Source organism: Gordonia oleivorans (genome assembly GCF_040044975.1).
GTDB lineage: Bacteria > Actinomycetota > Actinomycetes > Mycobacteriales > Mycobacteriaceae > Gordonia > Gordonia oleivorans.
In genome coordinates this window covers 53309-65381 of the sequence record NZ_JBDZDI010000027.1, presented here as the reverse complement: position 1 = coordinate 65381, position 12073 = coordinate 53309, and the positions used below count along the sequence as shown (strand labels likewise).

Annotated in this window: 8 protein-coding genes and 1 pseudogene; 7 read left to right on the top strand and 2 right to left on the bottom strand. The window is 66.7% G+C overall.

From position 1 onward, the window contains the following. Positions 1–203 (top strand): annotated as a pseudogene (locus tag ABLE92_RS23925) (HNH endonuclease); the annotation flags it as partial. A 322-nt stretch (positions 204–525) separates the two neighbouring features. Here the strand turns inward: ABLE92_RS23925 and ABLE92_RS23920 are convergent. Continuing rightward, positions 526–2037, bottom strand: a complete 1512-nt coding sequence (locus tag ABLE92_RS23920; protein ID WP_496560844.1) for a peptidoglycan recognition protein family protein — start codon at positions 2035–2037, stop codon at positions 526–528. Positions 2038–2311: 274 nt separating this feature from the next. Between ABLE92_RS23920 and ABLE92_RS23915 the strand changes: the two genes are divergently transcribed. After that, positions 2312–3874 carry a SpoIID/LytB domain-containing protein gene (locus ABLE92_RS23915; RefSeq protein ID WP_348807294.1) on the top strand — a complete coding sequence of 521 codons (1563 nt, stop codon included), beginning with the start codon at positions 2312–2314 and terminating at the stop codon, positions 3872–3874. A gap of 6 nt (positions 3875–3880) precedes the next feature. Here ABLE92_RS23915 and ABLE92_RS23910 read toward each other — a convergent pair whose 3' ends face one another. Then, positions 3881–4558 carry a GAF and ANTAR domain-containing protein gene (locus ABLE92_RS23910; protein ID WP_348807293.1) on the bottom strand — a complete coding sequence of 226 codons (678 nt, stop codon included), beginning with the start codon at positions 4556–4558 and terminating at the stop codon, positions 3881–3883. 112 nt (positions 4559–4670) lie between these two features. On the opposite strand from ABLE92_RS23910, the gene glf reads away from it, so the two are divergent. The 5 genes from glf to ABLE92_RS23885 are packed head-to-tail and all read left to right on the top strand — an operon-like array spanning position 4671 to position 11837. Beyond that, positions 4671–5888 carry a UDP-galactopyranose mutase gene (gene glf, locus ABLE92_RS23905; protein WP_348807292.1) on the top strand — a complete coding sequence of 406 codons (1218 nt, stop codon included), beginning with the start codon at positions 4671–4673 and terminating at the stop codon, positions 5886–5888. 56 nt (positions 5889–5944) lie between these two features. Continuing rightward, positions 5945–7843, top strand: coding sequence for a glycosyltransferase (locus tag ABLE92_RS23900; RefSeq protein WP_348807300.1), 1899 nt, complete (start codon positions 5945–5947; stop codon positions 7841–7843). Further along, on the top strand, positions 7824–8561 hold the full coding sequence (locus ABLE92_RS23895) for a phosphatase PAP2 family protein (RefSeq protein ID WP_496560843.1): 738 nt from the start codon (positions 7824–7826) through the stop codon (positions 8559–8561). Before ABLE92_RS23900 ends, ABLE92_RS23895 begins: the two co-directional genes overlap by 20 nt. Then, a complete protein-coding gene (locus tag ABLE92_RS23890; RefSeq protein WP_348807291.1) occupies positions 8558–9478 on the top strand; it encodes a decaprenyl-phosphate phosphoribosyltransferase in 921 nt (306 codons plus the stop codon). The genes ABLE92_RS23895 and ABLE92_RS23890 overlap by 4 nt, the downstream gene beginning before the upstream one ends. Then, on the top strand, positions 9465–11837 hold the full coding sequence (locus ABLE92_RS23885; protein WP_348807290.1) for an arabinofuranosyltransferase AftB family protein: 2373 nt from the start codon (positions 9465–9467) through the stop codon (positions 11835–11837). The genes ABLE92_RS23890 and ABLE92_RS23885 overlap by 14 nt, the downstream gene beginning before the upstream one ends. Positions 11838–12073 lie beyond the last annotated feature (236 nt).

Sequence of the window (12073 nt, the reverse complement as noted above, 5' to 3'; positions counted from 1 at the left end):
GTGGCGAAACCTGTTTGGAGAACGGCGCTTTGCTCTGCACGGCCTGCCATGACGCCGTCCACCATAACGGATGGGACGTCGTCATGGGAGCCGATCACCACCCCTGGTTGATTCCACCGAAAACGGTAGACCCGCAACGCCGATGGCTGCGGTCCTATCACCGCAGGACCATGACGTTGGATGGATTGCCGGGTGTGGCATGAGGATTCGGTTCCAGCCTTGCCTTGCGAGGTCTCGACACGGTCCTCCGCTATCGCTCCGGACCGGCTCGACCAGCGGAAGTAGCGCTCGGATCGAGCAGCTGGATAAGGGAACTACCAGCGCCCAATAAACCCCACAGATAGATAACAGACCAACCAACTCGCACCCGGCTTCGGCCGGGACCGCATCCGTTCTTTGATAAGTCCACAGTGAAATGTAGACGCCGACAAGAGGTGTCGTGCGCTCGACGGCCCCATGTGCAGGGGTGCGCAGCGTGAGATACCTCGGCGGTCCAGGCCTGCCGTGAGGGTAAGTGAGTGAATACTACTGCGCCGGTGCGTTTACCGGTGGATTCGTCGGTGCAACTGGCTCGGTCTCACTCGGTGCGATCTCGGGTTGTGCCTCCGGTGAGGGCGGGGCGATCGCCCCGGCCAGGCTGCGGATCTGCGTCAACGCCGGGTAGCCGAGGTTGCCCGGGCAGGAGGTGTTGTTGTAGTCCCGGTGTCCCGCGATCATCGGCATGTGGGTCTGGGTTCCGGCGGGAAACTTGCTGTCGGAGAAGTACTCCGACGTGAGGTCGGCGGTCCCCGCGGGATTCAGTCCCGCCAGGTTCAGGCGCCACTTCAGGAACCGGCCGGCCGAGGCGATCATCGGTCCACTCGGCGCGATCTCGTCGAGATTGCCGATCATCGACAGTCCCACGGTGTCGCGGTTGAACCCACCGGTGTGCGTGCCCTCGACGTTGCGGTCCAGACCGCCGAACGCGCCCTCGAAGATCTGACCGTACTTGTCGACGAGCACGTTGTAGCCGATGTCGCACCAATTGAGAGTGCGTGCGTGATACGCGTAGATACCCCGGACGATCTCCGCCGACTGCTGCGGCGTGTAGTCATTGCTCCCGGCCGTGTGATGCACGATCGCGCCACGCAACGTCGGCGACAACGACGGCTGAGAGCAGCGGATGGACTCATCGGCACCCCACGCCGCCCGGGAGATCACCTGAGGGCCACCGGACAACGTCGTCAGCATCGACGATCCGAGGGAGAGCAGGCTGTCCGGATTGAGCAGGGTCGCGGTCAACTCCGGGAAGACCGTGCCCGCGAGGTTCTTCAGGATCTCGGCGCCACTGCCGACGACGAGATCGAGGAGGCTGCTGCCGGTCTCGCCGGCGGCAAGTGTCGCGGGAATGGCGAGACCGTCGGCGGCCAGGGCGACCTGGATCTCCTTCGCGCCACCCACCCACACGGGTTCGGTGCCGCCCGGCTGCCGCGCCGACGGCTTACCCGACGTGTGAATCGGTTCGAGCTCGATCCAGTCGCCCCAGCGTCCATTCGGCTGCTTGGCCCGCAGCAACATCGTCTGCTCGTCGGCATTCCACACCGGCTTGGTCCACGTGAATCCGACCATCTTGAACGGCGTGTCCCGCACCAGATGCTTCACCAGTGCACCCACCGGGCGACGCCCCGACGGGGCAGCGCCGGATGGTGAGGCGCTCCCCGGCGATGACGCACCCGACGATGACGCACCCGCCGACGCCGGTGCAGAAGGAGCCGGTGAAGACGTCGTCGTCTGAACCGGGACATCATCGGCCACCGGCACCTGCGACAGATCGAGCCGGGGCAGAGCGATCCCCGCGCGGCCCAGCCCGGATCGCGCGAGGTCGAGCGCGGTGGCCGGGACATCCCGGAGCTTCACCGTCGCACTCTCGACGGCGTCGGTCGGTGCATCCTCGAGGCTGCGTTGGGTGTCCACCGCGCGCAGATCCGCCGATCGCTCGGCGCCGGCGTCGACGAGGAAACCCGCACCGACGATCACGGCGATGGCGGCGATCATCATCGAGGGTCTGCGTCGCGGATATCGCACGGGTGGTCCACTCCTTCACGTCGGCATGGCCCGGTGCGCTCTCGTCCGCACCGGCCGCGCTGATCCTCCACGGGCGACGTCGACGACGCGCCGACCCCACGCCGCACACCCGAAACATGTGATGCGGTTGTTATCTACTGTGGTTGGTGATTCTCAAGAGACTTGTCTATCGTCACTTGAGTCACATAAACACCATCCGTAACAGCCGGTTGCGGTGTTCCGGCGAAGGGGGAGGGGTGTTCGAGCGATGGCGACTCGCCTGACACGAGCGTTGACGACCCGGGTTCGCCCCGGTCTGGCGCGTCGACGCCGCACCTCATCGGCCATCGGTGCGGCGGCCGCACTGACTCTCGTCGGGGGCATCGCGTTCGTCGGAACCACCGCCGACCGCGCACCCGACATCGGTCTCACCGCGGGCTCGGAGATCACCCTGATCGGTCACGGATACGGCCACGGCCGCGGAATGGGCCAGTACGGCGCGTACGGCTACGCCAAACGCGGCTGGTCGTACCAGCAGATCCTGCAGCACTTCTACGGCAACACGACGGCCGGACGCCCGGCCAACCCCGAGATCCAGGTGGGACTGACCAACGTGAGCGGCGTCAGCGTCCACTCCGATGCGGGTATGCGCGTCGGTGGGCAGCCCGTCGCCGCCGGCCAGGCGGTCAGCCTCGCGGGCAACACGGCGAACATCCTGTCCGGCTGCGGTGGCGCGGTGATCCGTTCGGTGCCGCTGACCCAGCCCTTCGTCGATCCGGTCAACACCGCGCCGAACCGGCCCGCCAACGAGTTCCTCAAACTGTGCGGCTCCAACGCCGCCTACCGCGGATCGCTCGGGCTCGACGGCGGCCGCGTCATCAACAAACTCAACGTCGACGACTACGTCAAGGGCGTCATCCCGCGCGAGAGCATCCCCGGCTGGGCCGACTCCGGCGGCATGGAGGCGCTCAAGGCGCAGGCGGTGGTCGCGCGCAGCTACGCCCTGTCCGCTATCGCCGGCGGCAAGAAGATCGACGACACCCAGAACTCCCAGGTGTACGGGGCCGTCGCGGGTGAGGACCCGCGAACCAACGCTGCCGCCGATGCCACCGCGGGCCAGATCCGGCTACAGAACGGCCAACCCGCCTTCACCGAGTTCTCCTCGTCCACCGGCGGTTACAGTGCCGGCGGCAAGTTCCCGGCGGTGGTCGACGACGGTGACGCCGGATCGCCCAACCACGACTGGACCGCGACGGTGAGCCCGAGTGCGGTGGCCGCGGCCTTCGGGCTGGGCAGTCTCGACAAGTTCGAGGTGATCGAGGCCAACGGTCTCGGCGCCGAGAACGGCCGCGCACTCAAGGTGCGTGCCACTGGCGGTGGCCGCAGCGTGGAGGCGACCGGCGAGGAGGCGCGGACCAAACTCGGCCTGAAATCGTCGTGGTTCTCCGTCCAGGGACAACAGACACCGCCGGCGATCGTGAAACCGCCGACCGGACCCGCCGGTGGGGCCGGGTCGCTGGATCTCGGTTCCTTGGGTGGGCTCGCCGACCAGCTCCTGCCCGGTGCCGGTGACCTGCTCAGCGCGGCTACCACCGCGTTCCAGGGTCTGTCCGGCGACCTCGGTGGCATCACCGGACCACTCGGTCAGGCGTTGGGCGTGCCGACGCTGACCCCGGACGGCGCGGGGGTCACCCAGCTGTTCCAGAAGGGCATGATGTTCTTCTCGCAGCCGACCGGGGCGCACGCCCTCGCCGGGCAAGGGCTCGCGCGGTATCAGGCGCGCGGCGGAATCCCGGTGCTGGGCTTCCCCAAGCGCAACGTCCTGCGGTAGCGGGCGTCAGTTCCCCGGACCTGCGGCCACCACGCCGCTTGCCACATCGACGAGCTTGGTGTTCGACTCCTGCGACAACTTGGCCAGCAGGTAGAACGCCGCGTCGGCATCGATGCGATACCGCTCCATCAGCATGCCCTTGGCCTGCCCGATGAGATCACGCGACGACAGGGCACGACGCAACTGTTCCTTCTCCCGCACCGCGGCGAACGTCGTCGAGCAGTGCGCCGCGAACACCTCAGCGAGCGACTGGGCCTGCGCGTCGAATGCGTCGGAGGAATGGCTGTGCAGGTTGAGTGCCGCGAAGTCGCTGCCGTCGATGTAGAGGGTGCAGCACAGCATCGAGGCGATCCCGGCCTGTGCGGCGGCCGCGGCGAACCGGGGCCAGCGCTCGTCGCGGGTCATGTCGGTGACCGACACGGTGGCGTCGTCGACCGCCGACCGCACGCACGGGCCCTCGCCGAGTTCGCGTTGGATGTCGTCACAGCGCGCCGCACCGGCTCCGACCGCGACCGGGGTCTCGATCTGCCGTCGTGTGACCACCGTGACACTGGCCTCGTCGGCACCCGGCACGGTTCCCACCGCCGCCGCAGTGATGGCACGCAGCACGTCCTCGGCACCGTCACTGCGTATCCGCAGCTCGTTCACCAGGGTGGTGATCAGCGATGTCATGTCCGTCGTCAACTCGAGTCCTCCTCGCCGGGACAGAGAAAACCAACCCCATCAGAGTACGACGCGCAGCCGTTGCCTCGTGGGTCGGCGAATCCTCAGGTTCGGTCCGTTACGCTGAACACCCGTGGCATCCAATACCAGCGCAGATCCTGACTCGTACCAGGGCTACGACCTGATCGTCGTCGGATCCGGCTTTTTCGGCCTCACCGTCGCCGAACGTGCCGCCACCGAACTGGGTAAACGTGTCCTCGTCCTCGAGCGGCGTCATCACCTCGGCGGCAACGCCTACTCCGAACCGGAACCCACCACCGGTATCGAGATCCACAAGTACGGTGCGCACCTGTTCCACACCTCCAACAAGAAGGTGTGGGACTACGTCAATCGGTTCACCGAGTTCACCGGCTACCAGCACCGGGTCTTCGCGATGCACGACGGTCAGGCCTACCAGTTCCCGATGGGGCTGGGCCTGGTCGCGCAGTTCTTCGGCCGCTACTACAGCCCCGACGAGGCCCGCGCGCTGATCGCCGAGCAGGCCAGCGAAATCGACAGCAAAGATGCGGCGAACTTCGAGGAGAAGGCGATCAGCCTGATCGGACGCCCCCTTTACGAGGCGTTCATCAAGCACTACACCGCCAAGCAGTGGGAGACCGATCCGAAGAACCTCCCGGCGGGCAACATCACCCGACTGCCGGTGCGCTACACCTTCGACAACCGCTACTTCAACGACACCTACGAGGGCCTGCCGGTGGACGGCTACACCGCGTGGCTGGAGCGGATGGCCGCAGACGAGCGGATCGAGGTGCGCCTGAACACCGACTGGTTCGACGTGCGCGAGCAGATCCGCGCCGCCAACCCCGACGCCCCGGTGGTCTACACCGGACCGCTGGACCGCTACTTCGACTACTCGGCGGGACGGCTGGGTTGGCGCACGCTGGACTTCGAGACCGAGGTGTTGGCCACCGGGGACTTCCAGGGCACCCCGGTGATGAACTACAACGACGCCGACGTCCCCTACACGCGCATCCACGAGTTCCGGCACTTCCACCCCGAGCGCGACACCTACCCGAGTGACAAGACGGTCATCATGCGGGAGTACGGCCGCTTCGCCAAGGACGACGACGAGCCGTACTACCCCATCAACACCCCCGAAGACCGCGAGATGGTCGGGGCGTACCGCGAGTTGGCCAAGACCGAGGCGGCCGAGGCGAAGGTGCTCTTCGGTGGCCGTCTCGGCACATACCAGTACCTGGACATGCACATGGCGATCGCCAGCGCGCTCACCATGTTCGAGAACACGCTGGCACCGCACCTGGCCGACGGCGCATCGTTGACCGGCCAGTGAACCGGAGTGGAGCAGACACAGCAGTGAGCGCTACGCAAACACAACCGCAGACCACCATGGCCGAGGAGTCCAAGGCCGTCGAACTGTTGCAGCGGGTGATCTTCCCGCGGCCCGGTGAACCGGTCGACGTGCGATCGCTGTACCTCGTCGAATCCTGGGGCAACAGTCGCCGCGCACACTCGCCGAGCCGGACCTCGGTGGTTCTCGGCGCCGAGTCCGAGGTCAGCTTCGAAAGTTACTTCAACGCCTTCGCCGCCGCCTATTGGCGCCGCTGGAGCGTCCTGAGCACGGTGGTGCTGCGCGTCGAGGTCATCGGCACGTGCCGGGTGGATCTGTACCGCTCCAAGGTCGATGGTTCCCGGATCGGTATCGGCGGGGATCTGATCGCCACCGACGAGAACGGCCGTGGCGTCATCGAATTCGAGTTGGACCTCGGGCCGTTCGAGGACGGCGGCTGGATCTGGTTCGACATCACCACCGACACCGAGACCGAAATCGTCTCCGCCGGTTGGTATTCGGCGATCGAATGCCCGCAACCGGCAGATACCAAGCGGGTCACCGTCGGTATCCCGACCTTCAACCGGCCCACCGATGCCGTCAACGCGCTCGCCGCCCTCACCTCGGATCCGCTGGTGGACGAGGTGATCGACGCGGTGCTGATGCCCGATCAGGGCACCCGCAAGGTCGTCGACGAACCCGGCTATGCCGAGGCGGCCGGAGCGCTCGGCGAGCGTCTGCACATCTTCGATCAGGGAAACCTCGGTGGCTCGGGTGGATACGCGCGCATCATGTACGAGGCGCTGCGACTGACCGACAGTCCGTATGTGCTGTACATGGACGACGACATCGCCATCGAACCCGACTCGATTCTGCGGGCGTTGGCGATGTCGCGATTTGCCAAGTCCCCCATGCTCGTCGGTGGGCAGATGCTGAACCTGCAGGACCGCAGTCACCTGCACTGTATGGGTGAGGTCATCAATCACCACACCTTCATGTGGACGGCGGCGCCGTTCGTCGAGTACGACCACAACTTCGCCCAGTACCCGCTGCGTGACCGCGAGAACTCCAAGAATCTGCACCGCCGCATCGACGTCGAGGGCAACGGCTGGTGGATGTGCATGATCCCGCGGCAGTGCGCCGAGGAGATCGGCCTGCCGATGCCGTTGTTCATCAAGTGGGACGACTGGGAATTCGCCTTGCGCGCAGCGAAAGCCGGCTATCCGACGGCGACGGTGCCCGGAATTGCCATCTGGCACATGGCGTGGAGCGACAAGGACGACGCCATCGACTGGCAGGCGTACTTCCACCTGCGCAACCGGCTTGTCGTCGCGTCCATCCACCACGACGGCCCGATCAAGGGCATTCTGCAGTCGATGGCCAAGGCGACAGCGAAACATCTTCTGTGCCTTGAATATTCGACCGTCGCGATCCAGAACGAGGCGATCCGGGACTTCCTGGCCGGACCGGACCACATCCGCTCGCTGTTGCCGACCGCGCTGCCCAAGGTGGCCGGCATGCGCAAGCAGTTCTCCGACGCGGTGGTCCTGCCGTCGGCGACCGAACTGCCCCGGACCAGTGGTGAGGCAACACATCTCGGCACCAACATCCCGGAGGGGCCGGTGGCCAAGCTGCGGGCGCTCGCCGGCGTGGTGGCCAACAACATGCGGCCCGCCGATCCGCGGCATCACGAAGTGCCCCAGGCGAATTACCCACCCGTCGAGGCCCGCTGGTTCTCGCTGGGCCGGGTCGACGGCGTCACCGTCACCACCGCCGACGGTCGGGGCGTGGTCTACCGCAAGCGTGATCGGGACACGATGATCGCACTGGCCCGCGAGTCGGCGGCTCTGGTCCGGGAGCTGAACGAGCGATTCGACGAGATGCGCGCGCTCTATCGCGGCAAACATCAGGAATTGACCAGTAAGGAGAGCTGGGCGGGTGTCTTCGGAATCGACTGACAGTGACGTCAGAACGGTCAGCGTGATCGGCCCGGCACCCACCGGGGAGGCCGCGGCCCTCGTCGCGATCCAGGGTGCCCTGGCGGATCGGCCCGGGGTGCTGCCCGCGGCGCGTGGGCTCTCGCACGTCGGCGAGCACGCACTGGGGTGGCTGGCGATCAGCGGCCTCGGGTGGGCCCTGGCGGTACACCGCGACGACGAGGTGGCCCAACGCCGCTGGATCGAGGCCGGTGTCGGTGCCTTCGGCGCCCACGCCGCGTCGGTGATCATCAAGCGCATCGTGCGGCGCCGGCGACCGCACGACCCGCGCATCGTCGTCGGGGTGTCGACGCCGAGCCGGTTGAGCTTCCCGTCGTCGCATGCCACGTCGACGACGGCGGCGGCCATCCTGATCGGTCGCGCCGCCGGATTGCCGCCCTACCTGCTCCCGGCCGTACTGGTGCCGCCTATGCTCACCTCGCGACTGGTACTCGGTGTGCACTATCCGAGCGACGTCGCCGCCGGTGCAGCGATCGGTGCCCTGAGCGCCGGTGCCGTCGTTGTCGGCGATCAGTTCATCGAGCGCGCCGCCGACACCGCGGCCCGCCATCCGACCACGACCCGGCTCGCCGGCGTGGCCGCCCGCGTCGGTGCGCTCGCACTGGTGCCGGGATCGACGGCCCGCCTGGTGATGTCGCAACTGGCCGGTGGGAAGTTCAGCAACAGGGAGAACGCATGAGCGAGGAGCCGATCGAGCACGGGAAGGTCCTGGGTCCGCCCAAGAACCTGACCGCCGGGCTCATCAAGGCGGTCCGTCCACGTCAGTGGGTGAAGAACGTCCTGGTTCTCGCCGCGCCGCTGGCCGCGGGCAACATCACCGACTCCACCGTCCTGTGGCGGGCCGGCATCGCCTTCATCGCCTTCTGCATGGTGGCGTCGTGCATCTACCTGGTCAACGACTCGATGGACGTCGAGTCCGACCGCAATCACCCGACGAAGCGTTTCCGTCCGATCGCGGCCGGCGTGGTCCCGGTGCCGTTGGCCTACACCCTCGCGGTCATCCTCGGCGCCGGATCGCTCGCGGTGGCCTTCATCGCGAACTGGCAGACCGCGGTGGTCATCGCCATCTATCTGGTGATCCAGCTCGGCTACTGCTTCGGCCTGAAGAACCAGGCCGTCATCGACATCTGCATCGTGTCGTCGGGCTTCCTGCTGCGGGCCATCGCCGGTGGCGTCGCCGCCGAGATCCGCTTGTCGCAGTGGTTCCTGCTGGTCATGGCGTTCGGGTCGCTGTTCATGGCCGCCGGCAAGCGTTACGCCGAGCTGCAACTCGCCGAACGCACCGGCGCGAAGATCCGCAAGGCGCTGCAGTACTACACCACCACATACCTGCGTTTCGTCTGGACACTCGCGGCTACCGCCGTCGTCCTCTTCTACGGTCTGTGGGCCTTCGACAAGAACTCCGGCCACGACACCAACGTCGCCTACGCACTGTCGATGGTGCCGTTCACCATCGCGATTCTGCGGTATGCGGTCGACGTGGACGGCGGCGAGGCAGGTGAACCCGAGGAGATCGCGCTGGGGGACCGCGTACTGCAGGTCCTGGCCGTGGCCTGGATAGTATGCGTGGGTGTCGCGGTCTATGCAGTCTCCTGATCGACCCGCTGACGATCGTCGCGCGGCCGACGAGGCGCCGCGGAGCTCGGCGCGCAGAGCCCAACCCGAGCCGGACGACAACCCGACGCGGTGGCTGCGACTGAATCTCGACGACGAGGGCGCTGTCAGCGATGACGAGAGCGCTGTCAACGGGGACGAGAGCGCTGTCAGCGACGACAAGGGCGCTGTCAGCGACGACGAGAGCGCTGTCAGTGACGACGAGGGCGCTGTCAACGGGGACGAGAGCGCCAAGCCGCGTCGCCGCTGGGGTGGTCGCGAGTGGACCGCCACGATCAGTTTCCTGATCGGTACGGTCGCCGTGACCATCTTCTTCGCCATCGGTGCCTGGCAGCGTCGCTGGATCGCCGACGACGGCCTCATCGTCCTGCGTACCCTGCGTAACCTCTTCGCGGGCAACGGCCCGGTGTTCAACGCGGGGGAGCGGGTCGAGGCCAACACCTCCACCGCCTGGACCTACCTGTTGTGGTTCTGGGCGTGGGTGACCGACGGTCAACTCGAATACGTCGCGCTATGGGTGGCGCTGGTGCTCTCGGTGGCGTCCATCCCGATCGCCATGTACGGCACGGCCCGACTGATGGGGACCCGCGTCGGTGGCATCACCGGCGACGGCTACACATTGCTGCTGCCGCTCGGCGCGATCATCTACATCGCTCTCCCGCCCGCCCGAGACTTCGCGACCAGCGGACTGGAGAACGGTCTCTGCATCTTCTGGGCGGCGACGCTGTGGTGCCTGCTGGTGTCGTGGAGCAGGCGGCCTAGCCGACGACGTTCCGGCGACGACGGAACCCGGTGGGGTGCCGCGGCCACGCTGTTCCTCGCGTTCTGGGCCGGTCTGGCACCGTTGATCCGCCCCGAACTCGCCATCGTCGGCGGCATCGCCCTGATGTTGGTGTTTCTCGCCCCGCTCGGATGGAGGATGCGCGTCGGTGTGGTCGTGGTGGCCGCGGTGCTGCCGGTGGGCTACCAGATCTTCCGGATGGGCTATTACGCGCTGCTGGTCCCGAATCCGGCGGTGGCCAAGGACGCCAGCGGCTCCAAGTGGCATCAGGGATTCCTCTACCTGGCCAACCTGTTCGGTCCGTACACGCTGCTTCTGCCGGTGATCCTGGCGTTCGTCGCCGGGATCGTGCTGATCGTCGGTGTGCGGCTGCGGCGATCCCGGCCGACGGCCGCCGCCCCGACGCCTGCTCGCCCGCAGTCGCGGCGCGAGCGCGTGGCCGGCTGGTCGGCGCGCCTGCAGACGCCGAGTGCGGTGGTGATCGCAGTACTGCTCGCCGGCGCCGTCGTCTTCGTGTACTGGCTGCGTCAGGGTGGCGACTTCATGCACGGCCGAGTGCTGCTGACCCCGCTGTTCATCCTGTTGCTGCCGCTGATGGTCATCCCGGTGACGATCCCGGTCCACGGCATCCTCGCCGCATTCCGGCGGACCCCGGGCGCGAAGCAGCAGCCAGACACCGACGACATCGCAGCCGATACCGACGCGGTCGACGACATCGCAGCCGATGCCGACGCCCCAGCGGATGACATCAACTCCGAGGCCTCCGATCAGCCCGGCACCGACCCCGACCGCAACCGACGCACGCGACTTCAGCTGGTCGGTTCGGCACTGATGCTGGGCATGTGGGTCGCGACGGTAATCTGGGCGGTCGCCGCGCACGAGACCGTGCTGCCCAATGCCGGTATCGACATCGGTCGTAGCGGCATCGTCGACGAACGCCGTTTCTACGTCACCAACATGGGCAACGAGAATCCGGTGACCGCCGAGGACTATCTGCACTACCCGCGGATGCAGGCGATGGTCGAAAACATCGAGAAGTACCGCACCGAGGGCGGGGTACTGCTGGCGTCGTTCAACTACGACGAGTGGTACATCGCCAAGCTGCCGGAGCGGACCCCGGCCGACAAGCGGCAACTCACGGTGTACTTCCTCAATCTCGGTATGACGAGCATGAACGCGCCGCTCGACGTGCGCGTCGTCGATCAGATGGGCCTGGCGTACCCGCTGGCCGCTCACACCGAGCGGCTCGAGGACGGCCGCATCGGGCACGACAAGGTGTTGCCGTCGGAGTGGGTGGTCGCCGAGGCCGGTGCCAACCCACGCAAGCCGGTGCTGCCGGGATACCTCGACGAGGACGTGGTGCGTCAGGCTCAGGTGGCTCTCACCTGCCCCGCCACCCAGGACCGGTTCGCCTCGTTCGAGGAGCCGTGGTCGTGGTCGCGGTTCAAGCGCAATCTGGTGCAGTCTTTCGGGTTCACCGACTACCGGATCAATCGCAATCCCGAATACGAGATCCAGCGCTGTGGCCTGCAGATGCCGGAACGTCTCAACCCGCGGTGATGCGCGGTCTCGCACGGGTCGCGCACAGAAGTTGCGAGAAATGATCTCGAATCGGTAACGTGCCGCGCGGCGCGATCGATAGAACGACCGTGAACAAGACGTCCGGTGACGTCTGTCAGCACCAACCTGAGAGCGATGTGAGAGAGATCACAGAGTTTGTCAGGGTTCGGCAACTCACATAGGCTGCCGAAAGTCGTGTGCGAGCGATCGCACGAGCATGTGGTGTTGGGGGTCAA

Excerpts from the sequence above, each read along its gene's own strand:
- ABLE92_RS23915 (WP_348807294.1), top strand. The coding sequence starts at position 2,312 with ATGGCGACTCGCCTGACACGAGCGTTGACGACCCGGGTTCGCCCCGGT.
- ABLE92_RS23900 (WP_348807300.1), top strand. The coding sequence starts at position 5,945 with ATGGCCGAGGAGTCCAAGGCCGTCGAACTGTTGCAGCGGGTGATCTTC.
- ABLE92_RS23885 (WP_348807290.1), top strand. The coding sequence starts at position 9,465 with ATGCAGTCTCCTGATCGACCCGCTGACGATCGTCGCGCGGCCGACGAG.
- ABLE92_RS23920 (WP_496560844.1), bottom strand. The coding sequence starts at position 2,037 with ATGATGATCGCCGCCATCGCCGTGATCGTCGGTGCGGGTTTCCTCGTC.
- ABLE92_RS23890 (WP_348807291.1), top strand. The coding sequence starts at position 8,558 with ATGAGCGAGGAGCCGATCGAGCACGGGAAGGTCCTGGGTCCGCCCAAG.